At 67.4% G+C, this 20,359-nt stretch carries 13 protein-coding genes and 1 pseudogene; 10 read left to right on the top strand and 4 right to left on the bottom strand.

What is annotated here, in order from left to right; genetic code table 11:
• The first annotated feature begins 20 nt into the window (after positions 1-20).
• The gene (locus CJ177_RS25300) at positions 21-1,808 is read left to right on the top strand and encodes a thiamine pyrophosphate-binding protein (protein WP_095868908.1); all 1,788 of its coding nucleotides are present in this window, start codon (positions 21-23) and stop codon (positions 1,806-1,808) included.
• On the top strand, positions 1,805-3,391 hold the full coding sequence (locus CJ177_RS25295; protein WP_095868907.1) for a GMC oxidoreductase: 1,587 nt from the start codon (positions 1,805-1,807) through the stop codon (positions 3,389-3,391). Before CJ177_RS25300 ends, CJ177_RS25295 begins: the two co-directional genes overlap by 4 nt.
• A gap of 56 nt (positions 3,392-3,447) precedes the next feature.
• Here the strand turns inward: CJ177_RS25295 and CJ177_RS25290 are convergent, their stop codons facing one another.
• The 3 genes and pseudogenes from CJ177_RS25290 to CJ177_RS25280 form a co-directional block, all read right to left on the bottom strand.
• Positions 3,448-4,683 carry an MFS transporter gene (locus CJ177_RS25290; RefSeq protein ID WP_095868906.1) on the bottom strand — a complete coding sequence of 412 codons (1,236 nt, stop codon included), beginning with the start codon at positions 4,681-4,683 and terminating at the stop codon, positions 3,448-3,450.
• Between the two features lie 117 nt (positions 4,684-4,800).
• Positions 4,801-6,117 (bottom strand): annotated as a pseudogene (locus tag CJ177_RS49215) (MFS transporter); the annotation flags it as partial.
• A gap of 210 nt (positions 6,118-6,327) precedes the next feature.
• Complete coding sequence (locus tag CJ177_RS25280; RefSeq protein WP_095868905.1) at positions 6,328-7,869, bottom strand: PucR family transcriptional regulator; 1,542 nt, start codon at positions 7,867-7,869, stop codon at positions 6,328-6,330.
• Positions 7,870-8,001: 132 nt separating this feature from the next.
• Between CJ177_RS25280 and hisD the strand changes: the two genes are divergently transcribed.
• The 7 genes from hisD to CJ177_RS25245 all read left to right on the top strand — a co-directional run bounded on the left by hisD (position 8,002) and on the right by CJ177_RS25245 (position 17,859).
• Positions 8,002-9,327, top strand: a complete 1,326-nt coding sequence (hisD, locus tag CJ177_RS25275) for a histidinol dehydrogenase (RefSeq protein WP_095868904.1) — start codon at positions 8,002-8,004, stop codon at positions 9,325-9,327.
• Positions 9,324-10,718, top strand: coding sequence for an aspartate ammonia-lyase (locus tag CJ177_RS25270; RefSeq protein WP_025431778.1), 1,395 nt, complete (start codon positions 9,324-9,326; stop codon positions 10,716-10,718). The genes hisD and CJ177_RS25270 overlap by 4 nt, the downstream gene beginning before the upstream one ends.
• A 172-nt stretch (positions 10,719-10,890) precedes the next feature.
• Positions 10,891-12,477, top strand: a complete 1,587-nt coding sequence (locus CJ177_RS25265; protein ID WP_095868903.1) for a GMC oxidoreductase — start codon at positions 10,891-10,893, stop codon at positions 12,475-12,477.
• 35 nt (positions 12,478-12,512) lie between these two features.
• Positions 12,513-14,312 (top strand): thiamine pyrophosphate-binding protein, encoded by a 1,800-nt coding sequence (locus CJ177_RS25260; protein WP_095868902.1) that lies wholly within the window; start codon positions 12,513-12,515, stop codon positions 14,310-14,312.
• A 12-nt stretch (positions 14,313-14,324) separates the two neighbouring features.
• On the top strand, positions 14,325-15,164 hold the full coding sequence (locus CJ177_RS25255; RefSeq protein WP_095868901.1) for a sugar phosphate isomerase/epimerase: 840 nt from the start codon (positions 14,325-14,327) through the stop codon (positions 15,162-15,164).
• A gap of 175 nt (positions 15,165-15,339) precedes the next feature.
• Positions 15,340-16,722 carry an NAD(P)/FAD-dependent oxidoreductase gene (locus tag CJ177_RS25250; RefSeq protein ID WP_095868900.1) on the top strand — a complete coding sequence of 461 codons (1,383 nt, stop codon included), beginning with the start codon at positions 15,340-15,342 and terminating at the stop codon, positions 16,720-16,722.
• A 72-nt stretch (positions 16,723-16,794) separates the two neighbouring features.
• Positions 16,795-17,859, top strand: coding sequence for a LacI family DNA-binding transcriptional regulator (locus CJ177_RS25245; RefSeq protein ID WP_095868899.1), 1,065 nt, complete (start codon positions 16,795-16,797; stop codon positions 17,857-17,859).
• Position 17,860: 1 nt separating this feature from the next.
• Here the strand turns inward: CJ177_RS25245 and CJ177_RS25240 are convergent, their stop codons facing one another.
• Positions 17,861-18,754, bottom strand: a complete 894-nt coding sequence (locus tag CJ177_RS25240; RefSeq protein ID WP_061042376.1) for a LysR family transcriptional regulator — start codon at positions 18,752-18,754, stop codon at positions 17,861-17,863.
• 111 nt (positions 18,755-18,865) lie between these two features.
• Between CJ177_RS25240 and CJ177_RS25235 the strand changes: the two genes are divergently transcribed.
• Positions 18,866-20,356, top strand: coding sequence for a CoA-acylating methylmalonate-semialdehyde dehydrogenase (locus CJ177_RS25235; RefSeq protein ID WP_095868898.1), 1,491 nt, complete (start codon positions 18,866-18,868; stop codon positions 20,354-20,356).
• The last annotated feature ends 3 nt before the right edge of the window (positions 20,357-20,359 follow it).

Below are 20,359 nucleotides of genomic sequence, written 5' to 3'. Positions count from 1 at the left end.
CACAGCAAGGAGAAACGATCATGGCGAAATTGACCGGCGGGCAGGTGGTCGCCCAGGTCCTGAAGCAGTACGGCGTCGAGTACGTCACCGGCATTCCGGGCCACGGCATCTGGTCGCTCACCGATGCATTCCTGGAGACGGGGTCCGAGATCCCGTTCATCCAGGTCTACCACGAGCAGAGCGCCACGCACCTCGCGGACGGGTACTACCGGGTGTCCGGTAAGCCGATGGCCGCGGTGGCGTCGATCGGGGCGGGCGCGGCGAACACCGTGCTCGGCCTCGCGACCGCGTACAGCGACTCGACGAGCCTGCTGTGCATCACCGGCGGGCCGCCCACCCACATGCGCGGGCGCGGCCTGCTCCAGGAACTCGAGCGGCACACCGACAACGGCTTTCCGCAGGTCACCGACGCAGTGTCGAAGCGCAGCTGGGTCGCCACCCGCGTGGAGGAACTGCCGTTCATCATGCACCGCGCGTTCAGCACCATGCTGACCGGTCGGCCGGGGCCCGCACACATCGAGGTGCCGATGGACGTGCAGGCCGAGGCCGCCGACGTCTCCCTCCACGACCTCGCACGACGGCTGCCGGTCGGCCTCCAGCAGCCCGACCCGCTGGCGATCGACAAGGCCGTCGACGTGCTCCGTGACTCACGCCGGCCGGTGATCGTCGTCGGCGGCGGCGCCATCACCTCCGACTCGGCCGGCGAAGTGCTCGCCCTCGCCGAGGCGTGGCAGATCCCCGTGGTCACCACGTGGAACGGCAAGGGCGCGTTCCCCGAGGACCACGCGCTGTTCGCCGGCAGCGTCGGCCAGACCGGAACGATCGTGGGCAACGCCGTCGCCTCTCGCGCCGACGTGGTGATCTCCATCGGATGCCGGTTCACCGACTGGTCCTCCTCCAGCTACGCGCAGGGAGTCACGTTCTCGATTCCGCCCGCCAAGCTCATCCACATCGACATCGATCCGCACGAGATAGGCAAGAACTACCCGGCCGAGGTCGGCATCGTCGCCGACGCCAAGCCGACCGTCGCCGCGATCGTCGCCTCCCTCCCCCGCAGCAGCGCCGACCGGTCCGAATACCTCGCCGAACTCGAACAGTTGAAGGCGGAGTGGGAGGCCAAGCTCGCCGGCCGTCGCGATTCCGACCGCTTCCCGTTCACCTCCCAACGCCCCCTCGGCGGCCTGCGGTCGGTGATGGAACGGGACGGCATCATCGTGGCCGGCTCCGGCAACACCCAGGGTGCCGTGAAGCAGACGTTCCCGGTGTATCACCCGCGCACCCACCTGACCTCCGGCGGATTCTCGTCCATGGGCTGGGCCGTGCCCGCCGCGATCGGCGCCAAGCTCGCCGCCCCCGACCGGCAGGTCGCGTGTGTGCTCGGTGACGGCGACTTCCTCATGACGTCGCAGGAGATCGGTGTCTGCGTGCAGCACGACATTCCGGTGGTCTTCGTGGTCCAGGACAACGCGGGCTTCATGTCCATCCGCGGTGGGCAGCGCAAGCAGACCAGCCGGCACATCGGCACCGAGTTCAATCGCCCCGACGGCACTCCGTACAGCCCCGACTTCAAGGCGCTCGGCCAGTCGTTCGGCCTCGAATCGTTCCGGGTGGACGACCCGGCCGACCTCGAGAGCACCTACCGGAAGGCCTTCGACTCGAAAGCGCCTGCGCTGATCGAGATCCCGACCGATCGCGATGCAGCGGGACCGTGGGTTCCCGGTTGGTGGGACTTCCCCGTTCCCGCGTACATCGAGGATGAGCGTCAGGACGAGTACTGGGCGACCCGAGCCAAGGAACAGCACCTGTGAGAACGTCGGGACACGATCAGATCGACGCGTATTCACCGCTGCGCGAGGGCGCGGTGGTCGATGTGGGCGACTCCGACACGGTCACCGCCGATGTCGTGGTCGTCGGATCCGGGATGGGCGGCTCGACGCTGGCGTGGGCGCTTCGCGATCAGGACGTCGACGTCCTGGTCGTCGAGCGCGGGCGATTCCTCCCCCGCGAGGTGGAGAACTCGCAGGCCGCGGAAATGTTCCTCGAGGGCCGGTACAAGACCGCGGAACCGTGGTTCGACGGCAGCAATGGTGAGCCGTTCCAGCCCGGCGTGTACTACTGGGTGGGAGGCAACACCAAGTTCTACGGCGGCAGCCTCCCCCGCTTCCGCGTCACGGATTTCGAGGAGACGCAGCACTACGACGGTATCTCACCGAAGTGGCCGTTCAGCTACGCCGATCTCGAACCGTTCTATGCCGAGGCGGAGCGCCTCTACCAGGTGCACGGCATCGACGGCGAGGATCCGACGGAACCACCACGGTCGTCTCCGTACCCGTTGCCACCGCTGCCGCACGAGCCGACGATCGAGCGATTCGCGTCCTCCCTCCGCCAGCAGGGACTGCATCCGTTCCACACACCGAACGGCATGAACCTGACCACGCAGGAGCATCGCCGGCAGTCGACGGCATCGGACGGCACCCCGTCGCAGACCGATCACAAGAGTGAAGCGGAGAACCGCGCGCTGCGCCCGGCTCTCGAGTCGGATCGGGTGCGCCTGCTCACCGAGGCGAAGGTGACGCGTCTGCTCACCGATGCGAAGGGCACGCGAATCGTCGCCGCGGAGGCCGAGTTCCGTGGTCGCACGATCCGGATCACGGCCAACCAGTTCGTGGTCTCGGCAGGGGCGGTCAACACCGCGGCACTGCTGCTCCGCTCGGCCGACGAGCGGAATCCGGACGGTCTCGGCAACTCGTCGGGGCTGCTGGGCCGGAACTACATGGTGCACAACAGCACGTTCTTCATGGGCGTCAACCCCTTCCAGAAGAACACGACTGCGTGGCAGAAGACGCTGGGAATCAACGACTGGTACGTCGCGGGCCCGAACAACGAGTACCCGCTCGGCAATCTGCAGATGCTCGGCAAACTGCAGGCCGCGCATGTGAAGGGGGCACGGCCCTGGGCTCCGCTGTGGGCGCTGAAGGCGGTGGTGGATCGCAGCCTCGACATCTACCTCACCACCGAGGATCTGCCGGCGCGGAACAACCGGGTCCGGATCGACGGCGACAGGATCATCGTCGACTGGACACCCAACAACACTGCGCCGCACAGTGAACTGGTTCGCCGCGTCTCCACGGCAGTCCGCAAGGCGGGGTATCCGATCATTCTCACCGAGCGGATGGGGATCGCGACGAACTCGCACATGTGCGGAACCGCGGTCGCGGGTACCGATCCGGCGGCGAGTGTCCTCGACCCCCACTGCCGCAGTCACGACGTCGACAACCTGTGGGTCGTGGACGGATCGTTCTTCTCGTCGTCGGCGGCGCTCAACCCCGCGCTGACCATCGCGGCCAACGCGCTGCGCGTGGCACCCCACATCGCTTCTGCCGCAGTGTGATGTGATCCGATCACGGTTCGCCCGGCCTCGTTCTCAGAGGCCGGGCGAACGCGTGATCACCTCGAGCCGATCCACTCCTCGGCGAGCGGAAGATCCTCCGTCTCGCGGGTTTCCCCGGCCGCACTCGCCACCAACCCGGCGAGGACGGCGCCGGCGAGGACGACGTAGAAGGCCTGCAGGAGCCCGAACTGCTCACCGAGCAGCCCGAGGAGCGGCGGCCCGACCAGAAACGCCATGTACCCGAGCGTCGACACCGCGCTGACGCGTCGCGCGGCGTCGGCACCCGAGTCGGCTGCCGCGGACAGTGCGAGCGGAAATCCAAGAGCGACACCGACACCCCACAACGCACAGCCGAGCGCGGCGAGAACCAGGTTCCCCGCCAGGATCACGATCAGGACCCCCGCCACCGCGAGCGCCGCGGACCAGCGGACGGTCGCAGAGCGGCCGTACCGGTCGACGACGCGCCCGCCGAGTAGGCGGCCCGACGTCATCGCGGCCACGAACACGACGTAGAACGCGGCGCCGGTGGCCGACCCGACGCCGTACCCGTCGACGATTCCCAGTGGAAGCCAATCGTTGGCGCTGCCTTCCGCGAACGCCATGCCCAGCGCGATCAGGCCGAGGAGAACGATCCGGGTGTCCCGCCAGATGGTCGGACCGCCGGACGTGCCGGATCGACGGCGGGTGCGCCCGGCCTCTCGTCCGGTAGCCGGAGGTAGCAGCGCCACGACGCTCACGCTCGACACGAGGACCACGACGGCCAGCACCCCGAGATGCACCGGCACCGGAACATCGAGCAGTTCGGCGACCGCCCCGAGGCCCGCGCCGGCGAGCGTTCCGAGACTGAACGCACCGTGCAGCGACGGAAGGAAGCTGCGTCCCATGCGCTTCTCGATCGCTGCACCCTCGACGTTGAGGGCCACCTCGCACATGCCGAATCCCGCACCGGTGAACGCGAGTCCCAGACCGACCAGGGCCGCGATCGCGACACCCGAACCGAGTCCCACCGTGAACAGGCCGAGGCTCGCGACCGTGGCCGCGGCCGCGATGACGTGACGGGCACCGATCCGGGCGACGACGGGACCGGCGAGCAGCAGCCCCGCCATCGATCCGATCGACAGACCGAGAATGATCAGACCCATGTCGCCCGTGCCGACTCCCAGGGACGAGCGAATGGCCGGGGTGCGGGTCACCCAGGACGCATAGGTGATCCCCGTTCCGACGAAGATGACGAAAGTTGCTGCTTTCCAGCCGCGCTCACCGCGCTTCAACGGCGGACTCCGGGTAGGCACACCTGTCTCCTGTTCGTCTCGGGGGATGGTTAATCGTATCACCGGGTAACGACACGAAAGGCGGTCCGGCACCTCGGAAGAGGTACCGGACCGCAGGAACCGGAAGTGCCGGACGACCTACCCGGTCGCGACCTCGTGCCTGCTCGTCTCCGATGCCGGCTTGTGGTAGCGCGGCACCAGGCGCATCAGCGCGGGACCGCCGATCGCGATCAGTGCGAGAAGGATGGCTGGCAGAAGCGGCATCCATTCGATACCGAGGTTGTCGACGACGACGGTGATCGCGGCCGGCCCGACGAGCATGCCGACATATCCGATGGCGTTGACCAGACCGATGTTCCGCCCCGCATTCTCGGGATCGCGCCGCCCCGCCGCCGACAGCATGAGTGGCGCCATGCACGCCAGGCCGAGTCCCAGCAGCACGAAGCCGGTGAGGGCGAGCGGCGCCGAGCCACCCAGCATCGCGAGAAGCGCACCGGCGGCACCGATGACACCGCTCGCACCGACGATGAGTCGAGCGCCGAAATACTCGGCCAGCTTGTCGCCGAACAACCGGCCGACGAACTGCGCTCCCGAGTAGAGCGTGACAGCCGTCGCTGCCAGGCCCGCCGTGGTGCCGACCGCGCGGCGAACGAATTCCTGACCCCAGTCCAGAACCGCGCCCTCGCTCAACATCGATCCGAGCAGGAGCACACCGAATCCGATCATCACCAGGAGCGTCGCCGTGGTGGCCGAACGCTTCCCCGGATGCGCGGGGTCGGCGGCGCCCGGAATCTCGTCCTGGTCCGGAGGCAGCAACTCGTCGAGCGAGAGAAGCCATTTGCCGAAGACGACACCGAGTACCGACAGGACCACGCCGATCGAGATGTAGGCGACGGCCGGGCTGTCGGTGAAGTGCCGCGCCAGGGCGCTGCCGACGAGTCCGAGAACGAAACCACCCGCCGGGTAGGCGGCGTGGAACGCGGACATGATGGGTCGCCCGTAGTACCGCTCGACCTGCACACCGTGAGTGTTGAACGCCGTGTCGAAGGCACCGCGGAGCAGTCCGATGAGTACGCCGATCACCATCGCCCCGACCAGTCCGTCGAGGAACGCGAGGGGGATGTAACAGAGGGGGTAGACGACCATCGTGGGCATGGCCGTGTTTCTCGGGCCGTACCGGTCGATGAAGGGGCCGATGGCGAAGCAGCCGACAGCGGCACCGATGCCGATCGACAGCGCGAGGAGGCCGAACTGGGAGTCGCCGCCGTCGCCTTCCCATCCGAGGTGACTACGCAACGAGGTGGTGCTCGTCGACCACATCAACATCACGGCGCCCAGCTGGAAGAAGCCGAAAAATGTCGCGATTCGCGCCTTACGCACGCGTGTATGGTCGAGCACGGGAGCGGTGCCTGCTCCATGTGTTGCCATGATTTCGTCCTTGCGGTAGGTCTCGGATCGCCGCGGGCGCCTACGGGGGTAGGCATCCGTTCAGCGAGTAGCGAGTGCGTGAACTTTCGATCAACGCCGACTGGATGGCCGGAATCTCGAAGAAAACACTACGAAGGTGACGCGCCGCACAACAGGTACAGACCGTGTACCTACTGCGCGCAGACTGCACAGAATGAGAAGCCGGCGCCGACCGTGTCATGGCCGCCCGCTCCGTAATCATGGTCGCCCACTCCGCCGAGCCACGATGGACGACCCCTCGAGCAGATCCAGCCCCTTCACCGCGAGCAGCAGGCTCTGGCGAGTGGCGGCGTCGTCCAGGGATTTGCCCAGGATCGCGGCGATGCGGTCGAGCCGGTTGTACAACGTCCGGCGCTGGATGAAGAGTTTCTCGGCCGCTTCGGTCTTGCGGCCGTCGACGGCGAGGAAGGCGCGCAGTGTCGGCAACAGCGGGGTGGTGGACTGCGCATCCTTCGTGAGCAGTGGGCCGAGTTCGTCCTCGACGAAGCTGGCGAGCTCGGGACCCTGCGCCAACGTCACGAGCAGACGTTCGACGCCGAGGTCGTCGAAATGCAGCATCGGTGAGGCAGGCAGGGAGCGCGACACCGCGGCGGCACTCTTCGCCTGCGTGACCGCGACCTGCAGCATCGATGCGGGCACCGCGCGGCTCATGCCGCCGCCGTGCTCCATCTTCCCGAGCAGGCCCGCGAGTTCGGCGCGGGTTCGGCCGGACTCCGCCGCCACGGCCACGACGTAGTCGCCCATGTCAGCGCTGATCGCACCCGTGTCGATCTGACGGCCGGCCCGCGGCCCGGACGACTCGTCGCGGGCATCCTTGTTCGCGATGACGACGACGATCTGTCCCGACCCCAGCTGATATCCGAGTCTTCCTGCCTGGTCGACGAATTCGGCCCCGGAGAGATCCCCGATCAGCAGTCGCGTGATCAATGCCGTGCTCCGCTGATCGTCCCTCGCTTCCCGGCTGCGGTCGGTCAGCAACGAGATCGCGACGGCCGCGGCGGCACGCTCGGTCGCGAAGGCCGCGGTGGCCCGTTCGGTCGCGGGCCGGTCGGTGAAGACGTGAATCCAGCCCCACGGCTGACCGCGCATCAGGACCGGCCTGCGGACGCATCCGCTGTCGTCGCTGTGGAGGCCCCGCGCGTGCCGGTCCCAGCCCTCGATGCCGGCTTCCTCGTCGAATTCGCCGACGTACGCCATCACGCGATGCGCGATGTTCTCGAGTATCACCGTGCCGTCGATGAGTTCGGCCAGCGTCTGCACGATCGAGAGGTAATCGGCGCCGTCCAGGAGGAGGTTCGAGAAAGTGGACTCGACTTCCCGTTCGTGAGTGAGCGCCTGCAGGCGCTTGTCGGTCAGGATCTCGTGCACCTGCGACGAGACGCCGGCGAACGACACCTCGCGGGCGAGGGCGATGATCGGCAGGCCGCAGGCCTGCCCTTCGGCGACTACTGCATCCGGTACACGGTCGAACATCCGTCCCGACTCCTCGATGACGAGCGCCGCGGCCCCGGCATGAGCGGCTGCGCGCACGAACACCTGTTGAAGGGCGCCCGTGCTGCCCATTCCGAGCCCGGCGGTCAGGAGTAATTCTCCACCCCGGAGGAAGCGGGCGATATCCGAGATCTCCGAGGAATGCACCCAGCGGACCTCACGGTCGAGGCTGCCCGATCCGGTCAGGACACGGGCTCCCGCGTCTTTCAGGAGATCGATGTCGAGAGCGTCGGCGACGGTGAAAACCATGCTCAATGGTACACAGAACGTGCATGAACCGACGCAAATAGTTCCCACAATGCAACTGTCGGAAACACGTGTGGCACCGCGATGCTGAGTGGCAACAGATCCAGTCCCTCGCTCATCCGAAGGAAGCATCCCATGTCATTCGTTCTCAAGGCCGCCGTCGGTGAACCAGCGCAGCGGGCGAGCAACCCCGCCGTGGTCGACACCGTCGCCGCCCTCATCGCCGATGTCCGCGCGAACGGCGACGACGCCGTCCGGAAGTACTCCGAGAAGTTCGACGGCTGGTCCCCCGAGTCGTTCCGGCTGAGCGAGGACCGGGTGGCGGAGATCGTGAAGTCCGTTCCCGAGACCGTCCTCGACGATCTGCGATTCGCGCAGCGCCAGATTCGCGACTTCGCCCAGGCGCAGCGGGACTCCATCCAGGATCTCGAGGTCGAGACCCTCCCGGGTGTGTTCCTCGGGCACCGCAACGTCCCGATCGACGCGGCAGCCGCCTACGTCCCCGGCGGGCGCTACCCACTGACCGCGTCCGCGCACATGACGGTTCTCACCGCGAAGGTCGCGGGTGTGGAACGTGTCGCCGCGACGACGCCTCCGAATGCCGGGGAGCCGCCGCAGATCAGTGTCGCGGCGATGCACCTCGCCGGCGCCGACGAGATCTTCGTCCTCGGCGGAGTGCAGGCCGTCGCCGCACTCGCGCTGGGCACCGAGACCATCGACCCGGTGTCCATCCTCACCGGCCCCGGCAACGCCTACGTGGCCGAGGCGAAGCGCCAGCTGTTCGGGGAGGTCGGGATCGACCTCTTCGCCGGTCCGACCGAAACGCTCATCGTCGCCGACGACCTGGCCGACCCGTTCACCATCGCCGTCGATCTGCTGAGCCAGGCCGAGCACGGCCCGGATTCGCCGTGCGTGCTGATCACCACGTCGGAGTCCGTGGGACGAGCGGTGATCGATCACATCGACGCCCTGCTCCCCGGCTTGGTCACCAATGCCATCGCCGGCCCCGCGTGGCGTGATCACGGCCAGATCCACGTGGTGGACACCCTCGACGAGGCGTACCGGCTCGCCGACGTCTTCGCGTCGGAGCACGTCCAGATCCTCACCGAGGACCCCCGTCAGGCCCTGACCTCCATGCGGAACTACGGCGCCCTGTTCCTCGGCGAAGGCACGTGTGTTCCCTACGGCGACAAGCTGATCGGCACCAACCACGTCCTCCCGACGCTCGGTGCGGCCCGCTACACGGGCGGTCTGTGGGTGGGCAAGTTCCTCAAGACGCTCACCTATCAGGAGGTGCGCGACCTCGGCAGCAGCGCGAAGCTCGGCGAGGTGTGCGGCCGCCTGTCGCGTCTGGAGAAGTTCGAGGGACACGCCCGCTCCGGCGACCTTCGCGCCGCCAAGTTCGGCAACGCCCCGCTCCCGTGGGGCGACATCCCGACCCGGGTGACGTCCGAACGATGACCCGCATCGAACACGACCTCCTCGGCGACCGCGAGGTCCCCGACGACGCCTACTACGGCATCCACACGCTGCGGGCGACGGAGAACTTCCCGATCACCGGCATTCCGCTGGCCAGCCATCCCGACCTCGTGTCGGCGCTGGCGTCCGTCAAGCAGGCGGCAGCGCAGACCAATGCCGGCCTCGGCCTGCTGCCGCGGCGCGAAGCGGACGCCATCGTGGCGGCCTGCGAGGAGATCCGGGCCGGCGCGCTGCGCGACCAGTTCGTCGTGGATGTCATCCAGGGCGGCGCCGGCACGTCGACGAACATGAACGCGAACGAGGTGGTGGCCAACCGGGCTCTGGAATTGCTCGGCCACCGGCGCGGCCGCTACGAGTATCTCCATCCACTCGAGCACGTGAACATGAGCCAGAGCACGAACGACGTCTACCCCACCGCAATCAAGGCCGGCCTGCAAACCGCCCTGACCAGGCTGCGGGCGGCCATGCAGGACTTGGCTGCGGCATTCGCGGTGAAGTCGACGGAGTTCTCCGACGTCCTCAAGGTCGGCCGTACCCAGTTGCAGGATGCGGTTCCGATGACCCTCGGCCAGGAGATCGCGACGTTCGCTCTCATGATCGACGAGGATTCTCAGCGGCTGGGGGAGGCGGCGACGCTCATCTCCGAGATCAATCTGGGCGGAACAGCGATCGGGACCGGTCTCAACGCGCACCACGAGTACGCGTGGCGCGTGCGCGAGCACCTTGCTGCGATCACCGGGATCGAAGTGACGACGGCGTCCGACCTGATCGAAGCCACGCAGGACGTCGGGGCGTTCGTCCAGCTGTCCGGGGTCCTCAAGCGGACCGCGGTGAAGCTGTCCAAGATCTGCAACGACCTCCGGCTCCTGTCGTCGGGGCCGCGCGCCGGCTTCGGGGAGATCACGTTGCCGCCCGTGCAGGCGGGGTCGTCGATCATGCCGGGCAAGGTGAACCCGGTGATCCCGGAGGTGGTGAACCAGATCGCCTTCCGGGTCGTCGGCAACGACCTGACCGTGACGATGGCGGCCGAGGGTGGGCAGCTTCAGCTCAATGCCTTCGAGCCGGTCATCGCGCACAGCCTGTTCGAGACGATCGAACTGCTCACTCGCGGATGCACCGTCCTGCGGGAGCGCTGCGTGGTCGGCATCGGCGCGAACATCGACCATCTGAAGAACATGGTGGACGCGTCCATCGGCGTCGTCACCGCTCTCAACCCGCACATCGGGTACACCGCGGCCACCGCGATCGCCGCCGACGCCCTCGCGACCGGGCGCACCGTCGCCGCGCTCGTGCTCGAACGGGGTCTGCTCAGCCGGGAGCAACTCGACGACGTGCTGCGGCCGGAGAACCTCACTCGACCGCTCGTGCCCTGACGGCGGCGAGCAGCTCATCCCCCGTCGGGATGAGTTGCTCGCGTGGGGTTGACATCCACCACACTGCCGCTAACCTTTAGTTATACGTATAACCACTTCACCGACTGCCGATTCGCGTCGACCCGCCCGGCAGAACGTCGACACCACTCTCTACGACCGAGGAGCAGTACCCATGAGCGACGCATACGTGGGGGAGCCCACAGGCCCGAGCAAACACAGCTACGACGTCGTCATCGTCGGCAGCGGAATGGGCGGCGGAACGCTCGCCTACGCGCTCGCGAACTCGGGAGTCGATGTGCTTCTGATCGAGCGCGGCGACTTCCTGCCGCAGGAAAAGCAGAACTGGGACCCCCGGGAAGTCTTCGAGGGACACCGGTACGCGAACGCCGAGCAGTGGTACGACCCCGAGGGGAGGCCGTTCAGCCCCGGCACGTACTACTACGTCGGCGGGAACACCAAGCTGTACGGTTCGTCGCTCGTCCGGTTCCGTCGGGAAGACTTCCAGTCGACGCAACACGAGGACGGCGAATCTCCCGAGTGGCCCTTCACGTACGACGACTTCGCGCCGTATTACGCACGGGCAGAACAGGTGTACCGGGTCCACGGCGATCACACCGACGACCCCACGCTCCCCCGTGACGAGCCCTTCCCCTACCCGGCGATCGGACACGAGCCACCGGTGCAGGAGGCGGCCGACGCACTGCGGCGTCTCGGATACACGCCGTCGAACATCCCACTGGGCATCGATCTGCGGGACGGCGGCGGATGTATCCGCTGTCAGACCTGTGACGGGTTCCCCTGCCGGGTGCTGGCGAAGTCGGACGCGGATGTGCGCTGCGTCCGGCCGGCCGTCGCGTCCGGCTCGGTGGAACTGCTGACCAACGCGTACGCCGAGCGCGTCCTCACCGACGAGACCGGCAAACAGGCCACCGGCGTACGACTCCGGCACCGCGGCACCGAAGTCGTCGTCGACGCACGCACCGTGGTGGTGTCCTGTGGCGCCGTCAACTCCGCGGCGCTGCTGCTACGGTCGGCGAACGCCGCACACCCGGACGGTCTCGCCAACTCCTCCGGCATGGTCGGACGAAACTACATGGTGCACAACAACTCCATCATGGTCGGCATCAACCCGCTGAAGAAGAACACGTCCGAGTTCCAGAAGACGTTGTACATCAACGATTTCTACACTCGCGGCACCGCGGACCACCCCTACCCGCTGGGACACGTGCAACTCATCGGCAAGTTGCAGGGCGAGATGATCAAGGGCCAACGGCCGCTGATCCCCAAGTGGGCGCTGAGCCAGGCCACCGCGCGCAGCATGGACTGGTGGCTGTTCACCGAGGATCTGCCGGATCCGGACAACCGCGTCACCCTCACCGACGACGGCAACATCCAGATCGCGTGGACCCCCAACAACACTCGCGCCCACGAGGTACTCGTCCGCGAGGTGCGGAAGATCCTCCGGAAGATCGGCTATCCGTTCGTCTTCAGCCAGGGCACCGGCATCGAGGTCAACTCCCACCAGGCCGGCACCGTGCGGGCCGGAACCGACCCCGCGACCTCCGTGCTCGACGCCGACTGCCGCGCCCACGACGTCGACAACCTGTACGTCGTCGACTCGTCCTTCTTCCCGTCCCTGCCCGTGATGAACCCTGCCCTGTCCATCGCGGCCAACGCCTTCCGCGTCGCCGAGAGCATCGCCGACCGAATCGGCAAGACCCGTTCCCACGACACCCCGGCCCAGTCCGCGTCCCTGTGACGCTTCGCCCCCACCACACCCAGAAAGCCTCTTCGATGACTACACAGAAACTCACCGGCGGACAGATGGTCGTCGACTTCCTCATCCGCGAGGGAGTCGAGAAGGTCTTCGCGATCCCCGGACACGGCAACACCGCCCTCCTCGACGCGTTCGTCGACCGAGCCGACGAGATCGAACTGGTGCCGGCCATGCACGAACAGGGCGCCGCCCACATGGCCGACGGCTACTACCGGGCCTCCGGCAAGATCGCCGCGATCTGTACCTCCATCGGGCCGGGCGCGACCAACACCCTCACCGGACTCGCGACGGCCTTCGCCGACTCGATGCCGATGCTCCTGATCACCGGTGCCGTGCACACCTACATGGAGAACCGCGGGGTGCTCCAGGAGATCGACCGCCCGCACGGCAACAACTTTCCCCGCATGGTGGAACCGGTGGTCAAGCGCTGGTGGCAGCCCAGCCGCCTCGAACAGCTTCCGGTGGCGCTCGCCCAGGCGTTCAACACCATGCACGAGGGCAGGCGCGGACCCGTGCTCGTCGACATCCCGCAGGACCTGCAGGCCGAGTACGGCGACTACACCCCCGACACCGGTGCCCGCCGTCCCGCCACCCGCGCAACCGGTGACCCGGCCGTGATCGCCGAGGCCGCACGCCTGCTGGCCGGTGCGAAACGTCCCGTCATCGTGGCCGGCGGCGGCGTCATCCACGCCGAGGCCGCCGCCGAGTTGATGGCCGTCGCCGAGCACCTCGGCGCACCGGTGACGCACTCGTTCCAGGGCAAGGGCGCGTTCCCCGCCGACCACGACCTCTACGCGTGGCCGTGCGGCGACATGGGTTCGATTCCCGGCAACGGCGTGACCCGCACAGCCGACGTGATCCTCGCCGTCGGCTGCCGGTTCAGCGACCGCATCACGTCGTCGTACCGTCCCGGCGTCACGTTCGACATCCCGAACACCAAGCTCGTGCAGATCGACATCGACGGCTTCGAGATCGGCCGCAACTACCCGGTCGAGGTCGGCGTCGTCGGCGACGCGAAAACGTCCCTCGCCGCGCTGCGCGACGTGCTCGCCGACCTCGGGCCTGCCCTTGACTACCGCAACACCGACTACTTCTCCGAACTGCAGGACCTCAAGGCGCAGTGGGAAGAGCACCTGCGGCCGATGCGGACCACCGACTACCTGCCGATGACCAACTCACGGGCGATGGTCGAGATCCGCAAGGCCCTTCCGCGCGAGGGCATTCTGGTCACCGACTCGTCCAACCCCGCGAACCAGGCGTTCAACGAGTTCCCGATCTACGGGCCGAAGACCAACATCGTGGCCGGCGGCTTCTCCGGCATCGGATTCGGTGTGCCCGCCGCGATCGGTGCGCAGATCGGCGCCCCGGACACCCCGGTCCTGGCGATGGTCGGCGACGGCAGCTTCCTCCAGACCGGCACCGAGATCGCGACCGCCGCGATGCTCGGGGTGCCGCTGGTGATCGTCGTACTCAACAACGGCGGCTGGGAGGCGATCAAGGACCTCCAGATCAGCCTGTTCGGTGAAGAACGCGAAATCATCTCCGGCTGGAAGAACCTCGACGGGACACCGTATTTCGCCGACATCACCCGGTTCGCTCAGTCACTCGGCTGCAGCGCCGAGCGCGTCGAGGACCCGGAGAAGCTGGCCGACGCGATCGAGCGCGCGTTCGCGACGCCGGGCCCGGTGATCATCGAGGCGATGAGCGCCCACGAGCTGCCGTGGACGGAAATGCACCCGACCGGCTGGTGGGACATCACTGTTCCCGCATACCACGGCGAGGTTCGTGACGACTACGTCGCGCAACGCGGATTCTGATCGGAGACCGGCATGGGACAGATCAAACTCGGTCTGAATCTGGAGTTCGCCCGCTTCGAGAACGGGTCGTTCGACTGGGCCATGGACCAGGCCGCGGCGATCGGCTACAAGTACGTCGAGCCGATGGTCTACTGGGGCCGCGAGTTGCTGAGCACGGCCGGGTACTTCCACACCCGGTCGATGCTCGACGACCCGCTGATCATGCGGGACGCCGCCGAATCACGCGGGCTGAGCATCTCCTCGCTGTCCAGTCATGCACCGCTGGCCAAGCCGGACGTGAGCGTCGACTATCTGAAGCAGTCGATCCGCTACGCGGCCGAGGTCGGGTCCCCGATGATCATGGTCGACGACGGACCGCTGCCGACGTGGACCACCGAGGCGGAGAACTACACGCTGATGCGGTACACGCTGCAGGAGGCGGCGAAGGTCGCCGAACCGCGCGGCATCAAGATCGCGATCGAGACGCACGGCGAGTACACCGCGACCCCGGAGCGGCTCGAGAAGATCATGACGCTGATCGACAGCCCGGCGCTGACGATCAACCTCGACACCGGCATCAGCTACCTCAGTGAGAACGACCCGCACGAGTGGCTGGAGCAGATCGTCGGTGGCGTCACGCACCTGCACGCCAAGGACATCGGTATCGAGGACGCGAAACGGCTGCGCGGCAAGGTCCGCGGCATGCTCGGCTGCGCCTGCGGCGACGGCGTCATCGACTGGGAACGCATCGTGAAGACCCTGCACGACGCCGACCACGACGTCGTCCTGTCGGTCGAATGCGGTGGCCTCGACGCCGCGAAGAAGAGCTACACCTACCTCACAGATCTGATCACCCGCATCCAGGGCAGCTGACAACGGCGTCGCCGGTCCTGCAGGTGATCTCGCGACACGCTGGGTCCTGAACCGACATTCGAGTCTCCGGTGCGTCGTGTCCACCGTGCCGCCCGACACCCCGTGTGTCGGGCGGCACGCTTCACCCCTACCAGTACTGCGGATGGCGATAGGCGCGATCCAGGAAGAGCGTGTCATGAATACTCCTGCCCGAACCGAGGCACGTCATCGCGTGGTGATCATCGGTTCCGGATTCGGCGGCCTGTTCGCCGCGAAGGCGTTACGCCGCGCCGACGTCGACGTGCTCGTCGTCGACCGCACCAGCCACCACCTGTTCCAGCCGCTGCTGTACCAGGTGGCGACCGGAATCCTGTCCGAGGGCGAGATCGCACCGTCGACCCGGATGGTGCTGAAGAAGCAGTCGAACGCCTCGGTGATGCTGGGGGACGTCACCGACATCGACCTGGCCGCGCGCACGATCACCTCGACCCACCAGGGCAGAACGACCACCACCGAGTACGACAGTCTGATCGTCTCGGCCGGAGCCCGGCAGTCGTATTTCGGTAACGACGACTTCGCCGAACACGCCCCCGGCATGAAGACCATCGACGACGCACTCGAACTCCGCGGCCGGATACTGGGCGCATTCGAACGAGCCGAACTGTCGACCGCCCCGGAGGAGCGCGCCCGCCTCCTGACGTTCGTGGTGGTCGGTGCAGGACCCACCGGGGTGGAAATGGCCGGTCAGATAGCCGAACTGGCCCACCGAACCCTCGTCGGCGCGTACCGGAACATCGATACCCGCGACGCCCGGATCGTCCTGCTCGACGCCGCGTCCGCGGTGTTGCCGCCGTTCGGCGACCGGCTCGGGTCCGCCGCGGCCGAGCGCCTCGAGAAGATCGGTGTCGAGGTGCGGCTCGGGGCGGCCGTCACCGACGTCGACGCGGACGGGGTGACGATCAAGGACGGACGAGGCGAGACCGTCCGCATCGAATCCGCGTGCAAGGTGTGGTCGGCGGGCGTGGAAGCCAGCCCGCTGGCCAGGCAGCTGGCCGAGCAGTCGGGGGCCGAACTCGACCGCGCCGGGCGGATCGCCGTCCGCGAGGACCTGACGGTGCCGGGACACCGCGAGGTGTTCGTGATCGGCGACATGATGGCGCGCGACCGCCTCCCCGGGGTGGCGCAGGTCGCGATCCAGGGTGGCCGCTACGCGGCGCGGCAGATCTCGGCCGATGCCGGCGGGCGCGCGACGTCACCCGACCGTGTTCCGTTCCGATACCGGGACAAGGGGTCGATGGCGACGATCTCGAGGTTCAACGCGGTCGTGAAGGTCGGGGGCATCGAACTCGCAGGATTTCTGGCGTGGATCCTGTGGCTGGCCGTCCACGTCGTCTACGTCGTCGGGTTCCGGAGCCGGCTGTCCACGCTCATGTCGTGGACGTGGACCTTCCTCGGGTCGTGGCGGGGACAGATGACGGTCACCGACCAACAGGTGGTGGCACGCAACGTCATGGGCAAACTCGTTCTCCTCGACCGGGGTGAGGACGACGATGACGCTGTTGTCGCCAGAGCGAGCTGACACCCGGATGACGCGCGCGGTCCGGCCGATAAGCTGGGCTCGGTAACCGTGCGACGGAGAGGATCGGCATTCGTGACCACGATGCACGACGTCGCCCGAGCGGCAGGCGTGTCGCAGGCCGCGGTCTCGTACGCGTACAACCAGCCCCACAAGCTGTCGGCGGCCCGGCGCGCCCACATATTCCAGGTGGCCGCGGAGCTCGGGTACGCCGGCCCCAACCCCGCGGGCCGCAATCTCCGCACCGGGCAGGTCGGTGCGCTGGGGCTGATGATCACCGACTCGTTGCGCTACGCGTTCGACGATCCGGCCACCTCGCAGTTGCTGAAGGGCATATCGGAGGTCGGTGAACTCGCCGAGGTCGCGCTGACCCTGCTGCCCTGCCCACTCGAGTCGACCCGGGTGGCCGAGGGATCCGGCGTGCTCGTGCGGGGCGCGGTGGACGGCTTCCTCGCGTACGCGATGCCGGACGGCCACCCCGGAATGCAGACGGCGATGAGCCGCCGGCTGCCGATAGTCGTGATCGACGGCCCCAACCCTGGCGGACTGCCGCGCGTCGGAATCCGGGATCGGCAGGCCGCCAAGGAAATCGCGGAGCATGTTCTGTCGCTCGGGCACCGGCGTGTCGGGTTTCTCGTCGACCGGCTCGTCCCCGACGGCAAGGGCGGGCCCGTCGACGCCGCCCGCATCAGGGCCGCACGAGACCACGTGATGAAGGAACGCCTCGCCGGATACGCGTCCGCCTGCCGCACATTCACGGTGCCGTGGTCGTCCGCCGTGGTCGTCGAAGCCGGCGGGTTCGACTACGAACTGTCCCGCACCGCCGTCGAGACGCTGCTCGATGCCGGTCCCGTGACCGCCGTGATCGCAGCCTCCGACCTGCTGGCCCTCGCGGCCATCGACGTCGCACAGGAACGTGGACTCCGGGTGCCGCAGGATCTGTCGGTGGTCGGTTTCGACGACATCCCCGCGGCCCGAGCCGCCGGACTCACGACGGTCCGGCAACCGCTCGTCGACAAGGGCCGCGAGGCCGCGCAACTGCTCCTCGACATCATCGGCGGCGGGGCGGGACGGGAAATCACACTCCCCACCGAGCTCGTCGTCCGGGAGAGCTCCGGGCCCGTTCCCGCGGATCGGTGAGTTACCCTGCTGCGCCTCGCAGTTCGGGATTGCCGTCGACGATGGAGTAGAGCGCCTCGGTGATCGCCTTCACCCGCGCGAGTCGCGTCAATTCCCGCGGTACCACCAACCAGTAGGTGCGGTGCGCGATGAAGTCGTCGCGGAGAACCGGCACGAGATCCTCGTCCAGCGCCCCGATGTAGCTCGGCAGCGGCGCGATCCCGACTCCGTGCTTCACGGCCTGGTAGTGGCCCGCGATGTTGTTGGTCTGGATCTGGGCCTGGAAATCCGGAATCAGCGCGTCGAGGATACGCAGCGGTTCGACATCGAGGAACGCATCCACATACCAGATGAGCGTGTGATGCCGGAGATCCTCGAGTGACGTGATGGGGTCGTGTTGGTCCAGGTAGCGCCGTGACGCGTACAGACGGAGGTCGTACTCGGCCAGTTTGCGGACCACCACGGACCGCGGCGACGGACGCTCGAGGGTGACCGCGATGTCGAAGTCGCGCCCGGTCAGCAGGTCGTGGGTGGTCGACGTGACGAGTTCGGTGAACAGATCGGGGTGTTCGGACCGCAGAGCGGCCAACCCCGGCACCAGCACGAACGACCCGAAACCGTCGGGAGTGATGATGCGGACGGTGCCCGTCAGCCCGCCCAGGGACGACGTTTCGTCGAGAGCGGCGAGCACCGCGGATTCCACCGCCTCTGCGTGGGGAACCAGTCGCCGACCCGCTTCGGTGAGCTGCCACCCCGACACGCCACGATCGAAAAGTCTGGTGCCCGTGTCTTTCTCGAGTCGAGTGATTCTCCGCGAGACGGTCGTGTGATCGACACCGAGCCGCTTCGCCGCGTCGGCGAGGCGGCCGGTTCTCGACAACTCCAGGAGGTAACGCATGTTGTCTGCGGTGAACATCGTCCTCATCCCTCGTGCAAAAGTGCAGTCCGAAGTGCTATTTTACTCGTTGACGCAGGCATTGTTGCCCAGCAGACTCGTGGGCACCCCACCTTTCCAGGAGTGAACCCCATGGCCGTTATCTCGCATTGGCTCAACAACAAGTCCTACCCCGGAACGCGTGTCGATACCGCTCCGGTGACGAACCCGGCGACCGGTGCCGTCACCGGTCAGGTGGCCCTGGCCGGCGTCGAGGACGCCCGCGCCGTCATCGACGCCGCCGCCGCCGCGTTCCCCGCCTGGCGCGACACCTCCCTCGCCAAGCGCACCCAGGTGATCTTCACATTCCGGGAACTGCTCAACGCCCGCAAGGGCGAGTTGGCGGAAATCATCACCGCCGAACACGGCAAGGTCGTCTCCGACGCCCTGGGTGAGGTCTCCCGCGGCCAGGAAGTCGTCGAATTCGCCTGCGGCATCGCGCACCTACTCAAGGGCGGCATGACCGAAAACGCCTCCACCAACATCGACGTCTCCTCCCTCCGCCAACCCGTCGGCCCGGTCGGCATCATCTCCCCGTTCAACTTCCCCGCCATGGTCCCGATGTGGTTCTTCCCCATCGCCATCGCCGCCGGCAACACCGTCGTCCTCAAGCCGTCCGAGAAGGACCCGACCGCCGCGATCTGGATGGCCGAACTCTGGGCCGAAGCCGGACTCCCCGCCGGGGTGTTCAACGTCCTCCAAGGCGACAAGACCGCCGTCGACGAACTCCTCACCCACCCCGCCGTCAAGGCCATCAGCTTCGTCGGCTCCACCCCCATCGCCCAGTACGTCTACGCCACCGGCACCGCCCACGGCAAACGCGTCCAAGCCCTGGGTGGGGCGAAGAACCACGCCATCGTCCTCCCGGACGCCGACCTCGACCTCGCCGCCGACGCCATGGTCAACGCCGGCTTCGGCTCCGCCGGCGAACGCTGCATGGCCATCTCCGCCCTGGTCGCGGTCGGCGACATCGCCGACGAGTTGGTCGCCAAGATCAAGGAGCGCACCGACACGTTGAAGATCGGCGACGGCACCCGCGACTCCGACATGGGACCGCTGGTGACCAAGGTGCACCGCGACAAGGTCGCCTCCTACATCGACGCCGGCGCAAACGACGGGGCCACCATCGTCGTCGACGGCCGCACCGTGCACGCAAATGGCGGTGCAGACGGCTTCTGGCTCGGCCCGACCCTGATCGACCACGTCACCACCGACATGAGTGTGTACACCGACGAAATCTTCGGACCCATCCTCTCCGTGATCCGCGTCGACTCCTACGACGAGGCCCTGGAACTGGTCAACTCCAGCCAATTCGGCAACGGCACCGCCATCTTCACCAACGACGGCGGCGCCGCCCGACGGTTCCAGAACGAGGTCGAGGTCGGCATGGTCGGCATCAACGTCCCCATCCCCGTCCCCATGGCCTACTACTCCTTCGGCGGCTGGAAGAACTCCCTCTTCGGCGACACCCACGCCCACGGCACCGAAGGCGTCCACTTCTTCACCCGCGGCAAAGTCGTCACCACCCGCTGGCTCGACCCCAGCCACGGCGGCCTCAACCTCGGATTCCCCCAGAACAACTAAGGA

This window comes from Rhodococcus sp. ACPA1 (assembly GCF_002300195.1).
In the GTDB taxonomy this organism is placed as follows: domain Bacteria; phylum Actinomycetota; class Actinomycetes; order Mycobacteriales; family Mycobacteriaceae; genus Rhodococcus_F; species Rhodococcus_F opacus.
This window is presented reverse-complemented; position numbering and strand designations above follow the sequence as displayed.